The organism is Flavobacterium sp., from assembly GCF_020217025.1.
Taxonomy (GTDB): domain Bacteria; phylum Bacteroidota; class Bacteroidia; order Flavobacteriales; family Flavobacteriaceae; genus Flavobacterium.
Genome location: NZ_JAIWOF010000102.1, coordinates 1 through 16,037 on the forward strand (window position 1 = coordinate 1; position 16,037 = coordinate 16,037).

General features: G+C 32.9%; 14 protein-coding genes. 11 read left to right on the plus strand and 3 right to left on the minus strand.

The genetic code is table 11. The features are described 5' to 3' along the window. Positions 1–149 precede the first annotated feature (149 nt). Genes LDL23_RS04930 through LDL23_RS04950 form a run of 5 tightly spaced genes read left to right on the plus strand, consistent with a single transcriptional unit; the run spans position 150 to position 5,744 of the window. The gene (locus LDL23_RS04930) at positions 150–1,496 is read left to right on the plus strand and encodes a DEAD/DEAH box helicase (protein ID WP_291264711.1); all 1,347 of its coding nucleotides are present in this window, start codon (positions 150–152) and stop codon (positions 1,494–1,496) included. A gap of 57 nt (positions 1,497–1,553) precedes the next feature. Beyond that, positions 1,554–3,479 (plus strand): BatA and WFA domain-containing protein, encoded by a 1,926-nt coding sequence (locus LDL23_RS04935; protein WP_291264712.1) that lies wholly within the window; start codon positions 1,554–1,556, stop codon positions 3,477–3,479. After that, on the plus strand, positions 3,476–4,735 hold the full coding sequence (locus LDL23_RS04940) for a dihydroorotase (RefSeq protein WP_291264713.1): 1,260 nt from the start codon (positions 3,476–3,478) through the stop codon (positions 4,733–4,735). Before LDL23_RS04935 ends, LDL23_RS04940 begins: the two co-directional genes overlap by 4 nt. 5 nt (positions 4,736–4,740) lie before the next feature. Beyond that, entirely contained in the window at positions 4,741–5,067 is a 327-nt protein-coding gene (locus LDL23_RS04945) for a hypothetical protein (RefSeq protein WP_291264714.1), read from the plus strand. A 38-nt stretch (positions 5,068–5,105) separates the two neighbouring features. After that, the gene (locus LDL23_RS04950; protein ID WP_291264715.1) at positions 5,106–5,744 is read left to right on the plus strand and encodes an alpha/beta fold hydrolase; all 639 of its coding nucleotides are present in this window, start codon (positions 5,106–5,108) and stop codon (positions 5,742–5,744) included. Positions 5,745–5,810: 66 nt separating this feature from the next. On the opposite strand, the gene LDL23_RS04955 is transcribed toward LDL23_RS04950, so the two are convergent. Next, the gene (locus LDL23_RS04955) at positions 5,811–6,380 is read right to left on the minus strand and encodes a fasciclin domain-containing protein (RefSeq protein ID WP_291264716.1); all 570 of its coding nucleotides are present in this window, start codon (positions 6,378–6,380) and stop codon (positions 5,811–5,813) included. 143 nt (positions 6,381–6,523) lie between these two features. Between LDL23_RS04955 and tpx the strand changes: the two genes are divergently transcribed. The 6 genes from tpx (at position 6,524) to ribB (ending at position 13,263) form a co-directional block, all read left to right on the plus strand. Beyond that, positions 6,524–7,021 (plus strand): thiol peroxidase, encoded by a 498-nt coding sequence (gene tpx, locus LDL23_RS04960; RefSeq protein WP_291264717.1) that lies wholly within the window; start codon positions 6,524–6,526, stop codon positions 7,019–7,021. 65 nt (positions 7,022–7,086) lie between these two features. Next, complete coding sequence (locus LDL23_RS04965; RefSeq protein ID WP_291264718.1) at positions 7,087–7,461, plus strand: diacylglycerol kinase family protein; 375 nt, start codon at positions 7,087–7,089, stop codon at positions 7,459–7,461. A 33-nt stretch (positions 7,462–7,494) separates the two neighbouring features. Beyond that, positions 7,495–10,011: a DNA translocase FtsK gene (locus LDL23_RS04970; protein WP_291264719.1), complete on the plus strand. Its 2,517-nt coding sequence runs from the start codon at positions 7,495–7,497 to the stop codon at positions 10,009–10,011. A gap of 13 nt (positions 10,012–10,024) precedes the next feature. After that, positions 10,025–10,669, plus strand: coding sequence for an outer membrane lipoprotein carrier protein LolA (locus LDL23_RS04975; RefSeq protein WP_291264720.1), 645 nt, complete (start codon positions 10,025–10,027; stop codon positions 10,667–10,669). Positions 10,670–10,679: 10 nt separating this feature from the next. Further along, the gene (locus tag LDL23_RS04980; protein ID WP_291264721.1) at positions 10,680–12,125 is read left to right on the plus strand and encodes an LptF/LptG family permease; all 1,446 of its coding nucleotides are present in this window, start codon (positions 10,680–10,682) and stop codon (positions 12,123–12,125) included. A 4-nt stretch (positions 12,126–12,129) separates the two neighbouring features. Further along, positions 12,130–13,263, plus strand: a complete 1,134-nt coding sequence (gene ribB, locus LDL23_RS04985; RefSeq protein WP_291264722.1) for a 3,4-dihydroxy-2-butanone-4-phosphate synthase — start codon at positions 12,130–12,132, stop codon at positions 13,261–13,263. Between the two features lie 108 nt (positions 13,264–13,371). Here the strand turns inward: ribB and eptA are convergent, their stop codons facing one another. Then, entirely contained in the window at positions 13,372–14,901 is a 1,530-nt protein-coding gene (gene eptA, locus LDL23_RS04990) for a phosphoethanolamine--lipid A transferase EptA (protein WP_291264723.1), read from the minus strand. Further along, positions 14,882–15,709, minus strand: coding sequence for a phosphatase PAP2 family protein (locus LDL23_RS04995; protein WP_291264724.1), 828 nt, complete (start codon positions 15,707–15,709; stop codon positions 14,882–14,884). The genes eptA and LDL23_RS04995 overlap by 20 nt, the downstream gene beginning before the upstream one ends. Positions 15,710–16,037 lie beyond the last annotated feature (328 nt).

The following is a 16,037-nucleotide window of genomic DNA, read 5'->3' on the forward strand; positions in this document are numbered from 1 at the left end:
GAGTAAAAACTAAACTTCGGCGAAATTATTGTTTAAAAATCGAAAGTACTAATAAAATTGAGCAAATACAAGAACTTTGCTCTCGTTGCAGTGCACAAATACCATTCCAAAAAGATTATGTACCTTTGCAAACAATTTTATTTACGCATATGAAAACTTTCCTAGAATTCGATTTACCAAAATCATTACAAAAAGCATTAGACGAATTAGGTTTTGTTCACGCTACACCTATTCAAGAAAAATCGCATTCTGTAATTCTTTCAGGAAGAGACATGATGGGAATTGCACAAACCGGAACAGGAAAAACCTTCGCCTATTTGTTACCCATTTTAAAACAATGGAAATTTCAAAATAACGAATCACCAAGAGTAGTTATTTTAGTTCCAACGCGTGAATTAGTTGTACAAGTGGCTGAAGAAGTGGAAAAACTAACCAAATACATGAGTGTGCGAACACTTGGTATTTATGGTGGTGTCAACATCAATACACAACGTAAAGCATTAGCTGAAGGTGTCGATATTTTAGTCGGAACTCCTGGTCGTGTAATGGATTTAGGTTTAGATGGCGTTTTACGATTTGATGAATTACAAAAATTAGTCATTGACGAATTTGACGAAATCCTAAACTTAGGTTTCCGTGCGCAATTGACTTCGATTTTATCGATGATGCGTGGCAAAAAACAAAACATCTTATTCTCGGCAACCATGACCGAAGAAGTAGATGCCATGTTAGATGAATATTTCGAATTTCCTGAAGAAGTTTCTTTGGCACAAAGTGGAACTCCGTTAGAACAAATCGAACAAATTGTATATCAAGTTCCGAATTTCTTGACCAAATTGAATATGTTGAAACATTTGGTTCGTGAAACCGAAGGAATGGATCGTGTGTTAATTTTCGTCAACAACAAACGTATCGTAGAATTAGTTTCCGAAACCTTAGAAAGCGAATTTCCAGAGCAATTTGGCGTAATTCACTCCAACAAATCGCAAAACTATCGTTTGAATACGATGGCTGCTTTTCAAGCGGGCGAATTAAGAGGTTTAGTTACTACTGATATTATGGCGCGTGGTTTGGATATTTCCGATATTACGCACGTTATCAACCTACAATTTACCGAAGAACCAGAAAAATACATGCACCGTATCGGTAGAACCGGTCGTGCTGATAAAACGGGTGTTGCTATAAGTTTGATTTCCCCAAGTGAAGTGGAACCAAAAATTGAGGTAGAATTATTAATGAATACCGAAATTAAAGAACTTCCTATTCCAGAAGATTTAAAAATAGAAGAACGCTATTTAGACTTCGAAAAGGAAAAGAAAAAAATGAAGTTCTTACTAAAAACGCCTAAAAAAGAAGGTGGAGAAGCATTTCACAAGAAAAAAGAAAAAAACACTAAAGTCAACTTAGGCGGTCCAGGAAAACGTACTCCAAGAAAAACAGAATCCAGAAACCGAGCGGTTGAAAGAAAACGTGCGGAGAAGAAAAAGAAAAGATAATTGTCAATTATTAATTATCAATTCTATTTTCGTACTTTTGACAAATTCTAATTATAAATGCAGTTCAAACATCCAGAAATTCTCTACTTCCTTTTTCTGTTGGTTATACCAATTTTGGTGCATTTATTTCAATTACGTCGTTTTAAAAAAGAATATTTTACTAACGTAAAGCTTCTGAAAGAACTTCAAATTCAAACCCGAAAAAGTTCTAAAATCAAGAAATGGTTGTTGTTGGCAACACGCTTATTGTTGTTAACTTGTTTGATTTTAGCCTTTGCCCAACCTTTTTTTGACGCCAAAGACACCACAAACAAAGGAAACGAACTTATCATTTTATTAGACAACTCGTTTTCGATGCAAGCCAAAGGCGCAAAAGGCGAATTACTCAAACGCAGCATTCAAGATTTATTAGAAGAATTACCCGAAAACCAACAATTCTCATTACTTACGAATTCCGAAGTTTTTTGGGATACGGATATCAAATCCATTCAAAAAGAATTGCAGAATTTAAAATATTCTGCGATATCGTTTCAATTGGATTATTTGATTAATCAAGTCGAAACCAAAAAGAAAAACACTAAGAAAGACTACGTTATCATTACTGATGCTATCCAATCCGAAAGTAAAAAAGCATTGGATTTAGCCGAAAATAATGTTGTGTATTTCATCCAATCCGAAGCGCAAAACAAAACCAACATCAGCATTGATAAAGTTGCGATTTCACAAGTCCTAGATCAGTTTTACGAACTGAAAATAACGCTTCAAGCTTTTGGAGAAACTGAAAATGAAGTGCCACTTTCTGTTTTTAGTAACAACAAAGCAATTGCTAAAACCATCGCAAAATTTGAAACGCAAAAGACAGAAATTGCAATCACCATTCCAAAAAACGATTTCCACGGAAACATAAGTATCGAAGATAACAGCTTAAGCTACGACAACGATTACTATTTGAGCATTTCAAAACCAGAAAAAGCGAATGTAATTGCCATCGGAAATTCAGATAAAAACAATTTCTTAAGTCGCATATTCACGGCTGATGAATTTAATTTTCAAAGCACAGAATTAGCTACTTTAGACTACAATCAAATTGAAAATCAAGATGCGATTGTATTGAACGAATTGGAAGATTTACCAGTTGCTTTGGGAACGACATTGAAATCGTTTTACGAAAAAGGCGGTAATATTGTTTTAATTCCGAATGCAAAAAATACACCAAGTCTATTAAATGCTTTTGTGAAAAACTTTGGTGGATTCAACTATTCCCAACTTACAACTTCTGGAAAACAAATCACGAAAATCAACTTTAATCATCCGTTATATCAAACAGTTTTTGAGAAAAAAGTGAGTAATTTCCAATATCCAAATGTTAAAGAAAGTTTCACTTTATCAGGTATTACGAATATTTTACAATACGAAGACAATTCAGTTTTCGTGGGTTCGACTACGAATCGATTGGGAACTTTTTACGCTTTTTCGGCACCGATAAACAAACAAAATAGTAACTTCCAAAATGCGCCATTAATTGTTCCAACCTTCTACAACATGGGACAAAATCAAGGCAAAACCGGAATTAACGCTTACACCATTGGAGAAAACGAAAACCTAATTTTAGAAACGATTTTAGCCAAAGACGAAGTAGTTTCAGTACAAAAAGAAGGCTATAGTTTCATTCCGATGCAACAAATTTTGAATACCAAATGTAAATTATCGTTTGGTGATTATCCTGAAGAAGCAGGAAATTTTGATGTTATAAAAGCGAACAATTCGCTAAAGAAAATCAGCTTCAACTATCCAAGAACCGAAAGCGATTTAACGCAAGTTTCGACTACCAATTTTGAGAATTTCACTAAAGTAAACAACATAGCCACCGTTCTAAACGACATTGCTTATGAACGCACGAGCAATGAAATTTGGAAATGGTTTATCATCGCAACACTACTATTTTTAATAACAGAACTACTAATCCAAAAATTTGTAAAATGACGCAAGTTATTCTAAAACAAGCCAAAATTATCGACGCTTCAAGTCCGTTTCACAACCAAGTGATGGACATTAAAATTGAAAACGGAACGATAACTCAAATAGAAAAAGAAATTTCTGCTACTTCTGGGTTTGAAGTGGTAAATATTCCAAACTTACACGTTTCCAAAGGTTGGATGGACAGCTCGGTTTCTTTTGGAGAACCAGGCTACGAAGACCGCGAAACCATAGAAAACGGATTAAAAGTCGCAGCTAAAAGCGGATTTACTGCGGTAGCTTTACAACCAAACTCAAATCCAACCATCGACAATCAAGCGCAAGTGCGATTTGTGTTGGACAGAGCTAAAAATCAAGCGACAACTTTATATCCCATCGGAGCCTTAACAAAAGGTAGCGAAGGCACCGATTTAGCGGAATTATTCGACATGAAAAACGCGGGAGCTATTGTTTTCGGAGATTATAAAAAAGCCTTACAAAATGCTAATCTTCAAAAAATTGCGTTGCAATACGTTCAAGATTTCGATGGAATGTTGATTGCTTTTTGTCAAGATAGCACTTTAAAAGGAATTGGAATTGCAAATGAAGGCGTTATCAGTACAAAATTAGGTATGAAAGGAATTCCGGCTTTAGCAGAAGAATTGCAAGTCGCACGTAACTTATTTTTATTAGAATATACAGGCGGAAAATTACATATCCCAACCATTTCAACTCAAGGCAGCATCAAATTAATCAAAGAAGCAAAATCAAAAGGATTGCAAGTTACTTGTAGTGTTGCCGTTCACAATTTAGTTTTGAATGACGAAGTATTAATGGGATTTGATACGAGATACAAAGTATTGCCTCCATTACGCGAAGAAGCTACAAGAAAAGCTTTAGTAGAAGCGGTTTTAGATGGAACGATTGATTGCATTACTTCCGACCACAATCCGTTAGACATCGAACATAAGAAATTAGAATTCGATTTAGCGAAGGATGGAACCATCGGTTTAGAAAGTGCATTTGGTGCTTTAATGACAGTTTTACCACTTGAAGTTGTAGTTGAAAAATTAAATACTAATAAACTGGTTTTCAATGTAGAAAATCCATCAATAATAAGTAACAACAAAGCCGATATTTCACTATTCACAACAGAAGAAAATTGGACATTTGTAAAAGAAAACATCTTATCAAAATCTAAAAATTCGGCTTTCTTAGGACAAAAAATGAAAGGAAAAGCCATCGGAATTTACAACAACGGGCAATTGATAATTAACAATTAATCGATATGAAAGAAGAAATAAATAAAGGTAAACAAACAGCAATTGTAAGCTATTTAACTATTGTAGGGTCAATAATTGCAATATTTATGAATCAAGAAGAAAATCGTAGTGAATTTGCTAGTTTTCATATCAGACAAGCATTAGGCATTTTCTTAACCTTCTTTTTATTAGGGTATCCTGTTGGTTATTTTGATAATTGGATGGTTTCAGCTTCATTTTGGATATTTATTTTCATACTATGGATTTATGGTTTTATCAATTGTTTAAATGGTGAAATGAAAATAGTTCCTTTTTTGGGAGAACTATATCAAAAAATTTTCAAATCCTTTTAACCTTTTAAACGCATAAACTTTTAACCTTTTCCATTAAAATGAACTTACACTACTTAATTCAAGAACCAAAAGTTAAACACGATAAAAATCCATTATTACTATTATTACACGGTTATGGAAGCAACGAAGAAGATTTATTTTCTTTTGCTACCGAATTACCAAATGATAGTTACGTAATTTCAGTTCGTGCCCCTTATGTTTTGCAACCTTACGGTCACGCTTGGTATGCGATTCATTTTGATGCAGACGAAAATAAGTTTTCAGATAACGTACAAGCAAAACAATCGGTAGAATTAATTGCAGGTTTTATTGACGAAATCGTAAAACAATATCCAATCGATGCAAAAAATGTAACTTTGATTGGTTTCAGTCAAGGTGCTATTTTAAGTTATGCTACTGCCCTAACCTATCCTGAAAAAGTTGCCAAAGTAGTGGTGTTAAGTGGTTATTTCAATCAAGAAATTATGCCAGAAGTTATCGATACGAAAGCGATTTCTCATTTAAAGTTCTTTGTTTCTCATGGTTCGGTTGATCAAGTGATTCCAGTAGAATGGGCAAGAAAAGCAAAACCTGCTTTAGAAAATTTAGGGATAGAAGTAGAATACCATGAATATCCTGTGGGACATGGCGTAGCGCCTCAGAATTTCTTTGATTTTAAGAATTGGTTGCAACGATAAATTAAAAAGCTCTGAACTAAAATTCAGAGCTTTTTATTTAACAAACTAAACTAAACATTTTAAGCATTATGATTTAGGTGTTACAACTGTATCCACTACATGAATTACACCATTTTTTTGGTTTACATCGGCAATGGTTACTTTAGCACTATTACCATTTTCATCGGTAATATATAAGTCTTTACCTTTCATCCAAGCCGTTAATGTTCCACCGCTAACTGTTTTTAAAGTAGCTTTTCCATTTCCTTTTTTGATAGCAGCATCAATGTCTTTAGCATTCATTTTTCCTGCTACAACATGATAAGTTAAAATCGTTTGTAACATTTTTAAATTTTCTGGCTTTAATAGCGTTTCAACTGTTCCAGCTGGTAATTTAGCAAACGCAGCATTGGTTGGGGCAAAAACGGTGAATGGTCCTTCAGACATTAAAACATCAACTAATCCAGCAGCTTTAACAGCAGCAACTAATGTAGTGTGGTCTTTAGAATTAACCGCATTTTCTACAATGTTTTTACTTGGATACATGGGAGCTCCTCCTACTTCAACTGTTTTTTCCTTCATCTGAGCAAAAGAAGTTGTACCTGCTAATAAACCGAAAGCTACAATTGCAGTAGCGAAAAATTTGTTCGTTTTCATATTTTATTTTTTAAAGTTTTATAATGGCATTTACGCAGAAAATAAAATCATGGTTTTAAAAAAAGGAAAAAATAATATTAAGTTAACAAAATAGGTACACTCTAACCAATTATTCTTTACTTTTGTTACTCAAAAAAAAAGGTATGGCATCAATTACATTAGGAGGAAATCCAATTCACACAAATGGCGATTTGCCAGCAGTAGGTTCAAAAGCTACTGATTTTAATTTAGTAAAAACCGATTTAGGAACAGCAACTTTAGCTGATTTTGCTGGTTCTAAAGTAGTTTTAAACATTTTCCCAAGTATTGATACGGGAACTTGTGCTGCTTCTGTTAGAAAATTCAATGAAAAGGCAAGTGCTTTAGCAAATACGAAAGTATTATGTATTTCAAGAGATTTACCTTTTGCTCAAAAACGTTTTTGTGGCGCTGAAGGTTTAGAAAACGTAATCAACTTATCGGATTTTAAAGACGGAAGTTTTGGAAAAAACTACGGTTTAGAAATCACTGACGGTCCTTTAGCAGGTTTACATTCTCGCGTGGTAATTGTTTTAGATGAAAACGGAACAATTCTTCACGCTGAGCAAGTAAAAGAAATTGCTGACGAGCCAAATTACGATGCTGCTTTAGCAGTACTATAAGAAACTAAACTGTCCTAAAGTTGATTATTCAATTTCAGGACAGTTTTTAAATTTAAACAAACAAAATGAAATTCGAAAAAGACGAAACCCTTTTCACAGGCCGATTAAAAAGCATGGGATTTGCCTTAAAAGGCGCTATTAAATTAATTACTACTGAGCACAGTGTTATGGTACAATCTTCTTTGGCTGTACTTATGACATTTGCTGGATTGTACTTTGGCATTAACCGTTATGAATGGATGATGCAAATCTTAGTTTTCGGTTTGGTTTTAGGTATTGAAGGATTAAATACAGCTGTTGAAAAAATTGCTGATTTTATTCATCCAGATTATCACGAACGCATTGGTTTTATTAAAGATATTGCCGCTGGAGCCGTGTTTTTTGCAGCCTTAACTGCTATTGCTATCGGATGCATTATTTATTTTCCGTATTTATTTTAATTTAGCTACTTTTGTAAAAATTGTTCCGTTTACATGGCTAAAAAAACAAGTAAAGATTCCGTAAATTCTCCTACCGAAACCAAAGAAAAATTCTCTTGGCGTTTAAGTCGTCAACAGAAATTTATTTTCGGTATTTTATTGATTTTCTTTTCAATAGCACTGTTGCTTTCCTTTATTTCTTACTTTATCACAGGAAATAACGATCAAAATATAGTTACCGAATTAGCCAATAGAAATGTCAAAGCCGACAACTGGTTGGGGAAATTTGGAGCGTATTTAGCCGACTTTTTCCTTTACAAAGGTTTTGGAGTAGCATCATTTATTTTTGTGAGAATCCTTTTTTTAATGGGTGCTTACTTAGTATTGGACATGGCTATATCGAAATTAAAGAAAAGCTTTTTTTGGGATTTTTATCTGATAATTTTTATTTCTATTATTCTAGGTTTTTTCTGGGAATACATTCCACAATTGGGAGGAACAGTAGGTTATGAAATGAATTTATTTATCCAAGATTATATCGGAAAAACAGGAACTTTATTAGTGCTTTTATTCGGAATCGTACTATTCTTAGTTTTCAAAATTAAGATGTCGCCTGAAAGTTTTACTAAAGTTTTTGAAAAACCACAAGCAGAACTAAACGAAGATATTGCCGTTGCGAATACAATAGTTCCAGTAACAGAAGAGGCAAACGAAGAAACTGAAGAGGAAGAAATCAATACCGATTTACCACTAACAACTTCGTCCAATAGAACAGATGATTTCATCTTAACCGAAGACGAAGAAGAAATGGGGAATTTCGAATTGAAAACTTATCCTTCTAATTTTGAAATCAACAAAGAAGCTTTAAAACCAACAATTGCTTCAGCATCGGAATTAACTTTAGACCCAAAACCAAAAGTTGAAACTCCAGAAGTAACTAATTTTTCAATCGAAGACAGAAGCATTCCGAAAGAAGATTTCATAAACGAAGACGCTTTTGTTATTGAAAAAGTAGAAGAAGAGGAAATAGTTGAGGAAAATTTAGCCGCTAAATTGGTGCAAGATTTTGGTCTTTTCGACCCAACATTGGAATTATCCAATTACCAATTCCCTCCTATCGATTTATTAAAAGAATATTCTTCTGGCGGAATTACTATCAATCAAGCCGAATTAGAAGAAAACAAAAATAAAATTGTTGATACCTTAAAGAATTACAGCATCGGAATTTCGCAAATTAAAGCGACTGTTGGACCGACAGTTACTTTATACGAAATTGTTCCAGAAGCTGGTATTCGTATCTCAAAAATTAAAAACTTAGAAGACGATATTGCCTTGTCTTTAGCAGCTTTAGGAATTCGTATTATTGCACCAATTCCAGGTAAAGGAACTATTGGTATTGAAGTGCCTAACAACAATCCAACGATGGTTTCAATGAAGAGTGTTATTGCTTCACCGAAATTCCAAACTGCTGAAATGGAACTACCAATTGCATTAGGAAAAACCATTTCTAACGAAACCTTTGTAGTGGATTTAGCCAAAATGCCTCACTTATTGATGGCAGGTGCTACAGGTCAAGGAAAATCGGTAGGATTGAATGCGGTGTTAACTTCGCTTCTTTACAAAAAACATCCAGCCGAAGTAAAATTCGTTTTGGTGGATCCAAAGAAAGTAGAATTAACATTATTCAATAAAATTGAGCGTCATTATTTAGCCAAACTTCCGGATGGTGGCGATGCTATTATTACCGATAACACCAAAGTAATCAACACGTTGAATTCGTTGTGTATTGAAATGGACAACCGCTATTCTTTATTAAAAGATGCGATGGTACGTAACATTAAAGAATACAATGAGAAATTCAGAAATCGCAAATTAAATCCAGAAAACGGACACCGCTTTTTACCTTATATTGTATTAGTTGTCGACGAGTTTGCCGATTTAATCATGACAGCGGGTAAGGAAGTAGAAACACCAATTGCTCGTTTAGCTCAGTTAGCACGTGCTATTGGAATTCACTTAATTATTGCTACGCAACGTCCGTCGGTAAACGTAATTACGGGGATGATTAAAGCGAACTTCCCTGCTCGTATTGCCTTTAGAGTAACTTCTAAAATTGATTCAAGAACCATTTTAGATTCGGGTGGTGCGGATCAATTAATTGGTCGAGGCGATTTACTCTATACACAAGGTAATGAGATTGTCAGAGTGCAATGTGCTTTTGTAGATACACCAGAAGTAGATAAGATTTGTGATTTCATTGGAGCTCAAAAAGCATATCCTGAAGCGTATTTACTTCCTGAATACGTAGGTGAAGAAAGTGGCATAAAACTTGATATAGACATATCCGAAAGAGATTCGCTATTCCGAGAAGCTGCGGAAGTAATCGTAACCGCACAACAAGGAAGCGCTTCTTTAATTCAAAGAAAATTAAAATTAGGTTACAATAGAGCTGGTCGTTTAATCGACCAATTAGAAGCTGCTGGTATTGTAGGTCCATTTGAAGGTAGTAAAGCCCGTTCCGTTTTAATACCTGATTTAGTTGCCTTGGAACATTTTTTAAACAATGAATAAAACAAAAATTAAAATGAAACGTTTTTTACAAGTTGCAATCGCATTACTTATTGGTTTTTCGGTACAAGCGCAAGATGCTAAAAAAGCAAAAGAGTTATTAGATGAAGTATCGGCGAAAATAAAATCGTACAATAATATTGTGATTGACTTTAAATATACTTTAAATAATCCAAAAGAAAACATCAACCAAGAAAGCAAAGGAAATGTAGCACTTCAAGGAAATTTATACAACCTAAATTTCATGGGCGTAACTAAGATTTTCGACGGAAAAAAAGTATACACTATTGTACCAGAAGATGAGGAAATCACCATCGCTAATTTTGATGCTAATGATGATAATGCCATCACACCAAACAAAATGTTGACCTTCTTTAATACAGGATACAAATATGCTTGGGACATTCCTCAAGATGTAAAAGGAAGAAAAATTCAATACGTAAAATTAACACCAAATAGTAGTAAAGACCAACGCAAAGAAATCCTAATAGGTATTGATATTGTTACCAAACACATCTACAATGTAATTGAAGTGGGTAAAAACGGTACAAAAACTACTTTAACTGTTAATTCTTTTAAAACAAATCAGCCATTATCGAAAAATCATTTTACCTTTACCAAATCAAAATATCCTAATTATTACATCAATAAATTAGACTAATTTCGTTCGGGTGAAAATATTAGATAAATACATTATTAAATCTTTCATGATTACATTTACTTCGGTATTTGTAATCTTGTTTTTTATATTCGTTTTACAAGGAATTTGGCTTTTCATTGCTGAACTGGCAGGAAAAGATTTGGACTTTTTTACCATTGTCAAATTCTTATCGTTCTACGCTCCTACTATTGTTCCTTTAGTATTGCCGCTTTCTGTGTTGTTAGCATCCATCATGACATTTGGTAGTTTTGCCGAAAATTATGAATTTGCTGCCATGAAATCTTCTGGTATTTCATTACAACGCGCTATGAAAATGCTAACGATTACGATTGGAATTTTATCATTAGTTTCTTTCTTTTTTGCTAATAATGTAATTCCAGACGCGCAATATAAATTCATCAATCTTAGAAAAACAATTGTTCAGCAAAAACCCGCTATGGCTATTGCGGAAGGACAATTTAATACCATTGGTACTTCTAATATTAAAGTGGGTAAAAAAACGGGCGATAATGGTGAATTCTTAGAAGACGTAACCATGCATGTTAAAAACAGAAACATGGGCCTAGGAGCTAACACTATTATCAAAGCTAAAAGAGGTATTTTAACTAGTGAAGATGATTCTAATTATTTACAATTAGAATTATACGATGGGTATTATTATGAAGATATTCATCCTGAAAATTTTGAGGAACGCAAGCGATTGCCTTTCGCAAAAAGTAGCTTTAAAAAATATGTTATTAATATCGATTTAACGAAACTAAATCAGTCAGAAATAGAAGATGGTGACATCACATCTGAAAAAATGCTTACTGCATTAGAACTTAAATACACTATCGATTCTTTGCAAAAAAATTACGATAGAGAAATTGTTTCTTTTACTGATAATATAATTCAAAGAAATAACAACTTGCTTAGAAATAAAATAAGCATTGATAAAAATTCTTCTAAAATTCCTAAAGATCTATTTGAAATTTTTTCTCAAGGAGATAAAATACAAATTATTGAAATGGCTAAAAATAATGTTTCTGGTGTTGAGTATAGCATACAGAGCAATAAAATAGAACTTGAAAATAAAATTATAAACATCAACAATCACTGGTTAGCTATTCATGAAAAATTTGTGATAGCATACTCTTGTTTACTAATGTTTTTTATTGGAGCACCATTAGGAGCCATTATCCGAAAAGGTGGTTTAGGATTACCTATTGTATTTGCAATTTTAATCTTCATATCTTTCCATTTCATAAACACATTTGGTCGTAAAGTAGCACAACAAGACACAATATCTCCTTTCTTAGGTGCTTGGATGGCCTCACTACTAATGACGCCTTTTGCCATAATTTTAACCTATCGTGCCACAAACGATATTGGTATCATGATAAACTTTGATTGGATAACTGATCCATTTAAAAAACTTTTCAATAAAATAACACAAAATAACGACGACAACAACTAATCCCATGTCAAAGAACATACAACTAAACACAATTGAAGAAGCTATTGAAGACATCCGTCAAGGAAAAGTAATCATAGTAGTAGATGATGAAGACAGAGAAAACGAAGGCGATTTCTTAGCTGCTGCCGAAAAAGTAACGCCAGAAATGATTAATTTCATGGCAACACATGGTAGAGGATTAATCTGTGCTCCATTAACCGAATCACGTTGTAAAGAATTAGATCTTCATGCCATGGTGCGTAATAACACCGACCACATGGAAACCGCTTTTACCGTTTCGGTTGACCTAAAGGGAAAAGGAGTTTCTACAGGAATTTCTGCTTCTGATAGAGCTTTAACTATTCAAGCCTTAATTGACCCTGAAACCAAACCATTCGATTTAGCACGTCCAGGACATATTTTCCCATTGATTGCCAAACAAGGTGGCGTTTTAAGAAGAACAGGACACACCGAAGCTGCCATTGATTTTGCACGTTTAGCTGGATTTAAACCGGCAGGTGTTATCGTAGAAATCATGAACGAAGACGGAACAATGGCACGTTTACCGCAACTGGTAGAAGTAGCGAAGAAATTCGACTTAAAATTGGTTTCGATTGAAGATTTAGTAGCATACAGAATGCAACACGATAGCTTAATTCAAAAGAAAGAAGATTTTGATATCGAAACGCGTTTTGGAACATTTAGAATGCGTGCGTATTTACAAACAACTAACAAACAAGTTCACATAGCCATAACAAAAGGAACATGGAATGCTGGAGAACCTATTTTAACACGCATTAATACAACGCAAGTAAATAATGATATTTTAGGAACGCTTACTAGCGATAACGATAAAAAGTTAGACAGTGTTTTCCGTAAAATAAACGAAGCTGAAAAAGGAGCTATTGTGTTTATTAATCAAGAAGTTAAGTCTTTAGAATTATTAGAACGTATCGCCGAATTAAAAGTATTACAAAGCCAAGGTGAAATGCGTGCTCCACAAATTAAAATGGACACCAAAGATTTCGGAATCGGAGCACAAATCCTTCACGATTTAGATATTACCAAAATCGAATTACTATCCAACAGCACCGCTCCTACCAAACGAGTAGGAATGATAGGCTACGGCTTAGAAATTACCGATTATGTAAATTATTAAATATAAAGCCCCAAAAACTAGTATTTTGGGGCTTTTTTACAACTATTCTACAGCACTTTTGCTACTCAAGTTAAGAGAATTAAGATTCTTCTACTCAAGGTTCTATTTTTATTCAAAAATATTCATGTCTTCCTTATAAATAGGACTTTCAATATTTAAAAAATGTAAGACACTATGAAATACATGGTATTGCGACAAATTATCCATCTTTTTCACTTTCATTTTACTTGTATCTGAAACCCATACAATAAATGGAATTTCATATTGTTCTTTTGGAGCAATACTCATAGGAATTCCATGCATATATAAGTTATTTTCTCCTAAAGATTCCCCATGATCAGAAACAAAAAGCATCGTGCTTTTATACGTATTCAATTGCTTTAATGATTCAATTGTTTTATGTAAAATATAATCGGTATAAACAATCGAATTATCATATGCATTAATAAGTTCTGCTTGAGAGCAATTTGACAATTCTACACTTTTACAAACGGGTGTAAAATGCTCAAATTGAGCAGGATATTTCTTGTTATAACTAGGACCATGACTCGTACTTGTATGCAAAACAATTAAAATTTTATTCTTTTTACTAGCTAAAATCTGCTCTTTTAATCCATTTAAAAGAACTTCGTCATAACCACAGTAGTCTTCTTTACAATTGGCTTGTAAATACTTCTTATCTTGATAATTTTTAACATGTACGGGTGGCTCACCCCAGTTGGTAGTTCGCCAAATTACCTCTACATGATTACGATACAAATAATTAGGCAAAATTTCATACAAATCATCAGTTTCTTTGTGATCTAAAATACTTTTCACACCTGCTGTCGTGTAAGTAGCACTAGAATTGGCATCAAAATGGAATAAATTTTGAGTTTTAGACAACAGTGGATTCGTATTTTTACTGTAACCATATAAAGAAAAATTTTGTCTTCGAGCCGATTCTCCAATGACTAAAACTACAATCGCTTTTTCATTATCCTTTATTTTTGCATCTGGAAGTAAAATTTCCTTCTCATTTTTTTTATTTTGATGAATATAAAAAAGAGACGTATTTACTACATACGACCACGGCATTGCTAATCCTCCTAACCTTTTTGAATTCTTATCAATCCATAACCAATTACTTGCATTAACAAAAACTAAAACCAAAGCAAACAATAAGGTAAGCGATGATAGTATCGAAAACTTCTTCAGTGATACACTTTCAATTTTACTTTTAACAATCAAATAACTTGGTAAAACTCCCAAGAAAATAAGATAAAGTACCAATTTTAATGAAAAATAACTGCTCGACTCATCATAATTGGTATTCAATACATTACCAATCATACTTTCGTCTACAATTATGCCATAGGTTGAAACGAAGTAAACAGCAATGGCATTAAATAAAAAGAATAATACGAGTATAAATTTTCCTATCCGTTGTGATAAAAATAAAAGTAAAAAAAACACAAACGCATTTAACAATATCATGAGTACTACCAAACTCGTTATCACAAAAAAACCACTAAAGCTTTTATAATTGATATTTTCAAATACGAAATTAAAAAAAGGAATATGAAAAAATAAGAAGTTAAGACAACTGATAATTAAAATAAAAGGCAGGATCTTGAAGTTATTTTTTAACGTAAACATAAATAAATTTATAAAGAGCCACAAATAAACTAATTAATGCTAAATAAAACACTATAATTTTTTCATTATATATTTTTATTGAAACCGAAATACAACAGGCAATAATAGCAACAATAAATATAGGGCTATATTTCTTGAAACAAATCCAGTTCCAAATTTTATATTTTCTACTAATGAATATTCCTAACAGACCAGAACAATATCCGATAACACTTCCTATTAAAACATCAAAAGGAAAATGAGCTCCTACGGCTACTCTAGATAGTCCAATTAAATACCCAAAACCTAGTAGAAGAAAAATCCACATGCCTTTATATATATTTTTTTTAGGCATAAAAGCAAATAGAATTACAGTTAAAATCGTAAAAATGGTAACCGTATGCCCTGATGGCAAACTACTAAAACCATGTAATGTTCTCCCTACGATAATAAAACTATCCTCATTTAAAATTTCTGCAGGTCGTGGAATTAAAAATAAATCTTTAAAAAATTTACAGAAAACTGCAGAAACTAGTAAGGCAGAAAGCAACGATTCCCAAACTTTAGGCGCATAAATTACCAATAAAATTAAAAACGATAAAAATATAGAGGCATCACCTAGTTGCGTCAAGTTAAAGGCCGTTACCTTATACGCTCCAAAATAATGATTCAAATCATAAAACCAATCCTTTTGAATTGCTACATAACCTTGAACACTTAAGGCATCATTCATTAAGAGAAACAAAACTAGGGTTAGAATGATAAAAAATGGAAATAAAAATAATCTAGGATTTATTTTATTAAAATTAGCAATTACGACTTCGTTCATTTTAAATAATTAATTTGCTAAAAATAAAAAAAAAATCAAAATAGTTATATTTTTTTTACAAAAATTAATAATAACTTAATTAAAATTTAAAAAGTATTGAAAAAATATTTTTAGTTAAAGTTTTGTGCGTTTAATCGAAAAGCCCAGATAGTTAGTCTGGGCTTTATTATTACACGCTATACCTAATTGGAAAAAACGGTCAAATTGACCACCACTTTCCAGTCTAAATTGACCACCGATTTCGGTGCAAACTGACCACCCAATTCCAGTCCAAATTGACCACCTAAATTTTAGGATAAATTAGCCATTAAAAACAGTTACTTTTTTT

What these genes read in the sequence shown, in the direction of transcription:
- ribB (WP_291264722.1), top strand. Translation starts at nt 12,130, where the DNA reads ATGTCAAAGAACATACAACTAAACACAATTGAAGAAGCTATTGAAGAC.
- eptA (WP_291264723.1), bottom strand. Translation starts at nt 14,901, where the DNA reads ATGTTTACGTTAAAAAATAACTTCAAGATCCTGCCTTTTATTTTAATT.
- LDL23_RS04975 (WP_291264720.1), top strand. Translation starts at nt 10,025, where the DNA reads ATGAAACGTTTTTTACAAGTTGCAATCGCATTACTTATTGGTTTTTCG.
- LDL23_RS04930 (WP_291264711.1), top strand. Translation starts at nt 150, where the DNA reads ATGAAAACTTTCCTAGAATTCGATTTACCAAAATCATTACAAAAAGCA.
- LDL23_RS04940 (WP_291264713.1), top strand. Translation starts at nt 3,476, where the DNA reads ATGACGCAAGTTATTCTAAAACAAGCCAAAATTATCGACGCTTCAAGT.
- LDL23_RS04965 (WP_291264718.1), top strand. Translation starts at nt 7,087, where the DNA reads ATGAAATTCGAAAAAGACGAAACCCTTTTCACAGGCCGATTAAAAAGC.
- LDL23_RS04935 (WP_291264712.1), top strand. Translation starts at nt 1,554, where the DNA reads ATGCAGTTCAAACATCCAGAAATTCTCTACTTCCTTTTTCTGTTGGTT.
- LDL23_RS04995 (WP_291264724.1), bottom strand. Translation starts at nt 15,709, where the DNA reads ATGAACGAAGTCGTAATTGCTAATTTTAATAAAATAAATCCTAGATTA.
- LDL23_RS04955 (WP_291264716.1), bottom strand. Translation starts at nt 6,380, where the DNA reads ATGAAAACGAACAAATTTTTCGCTACTGCAATTGTAGCTTTCGGTTTA.
- LDL23_RS04970 (WP_291264719.1), top strand. Translation starts at nt 7,495, where the DNA reads ATGGCTAAAAAAACAAGTAAAGATTCCGTAAATTCTCCTACCGAAACC.
- LDL23_RS04945 (WP_291264714.1), top strand. Translation starts at nt 4,741, where the DNA reads ATGAAAGAAGAAATAAATAAAGGTAAACAAACAGCAATTGTAAGCTAT.
- tpx (WP_291264717.1), top strand. Translation starts at nt 6,524, where the DNA reads ATGGCATCAATTACATTAGGAGGAAATCCAATTCACACAAATGGCGAT.
- LDL23_RS04950 (WP_291264715.1), top strand. Translation starts at nt 5,106, where the DNA reads ATGAACTTACACTACTTAATTCAAGAACCAAAAGTTAAACACGATAAA.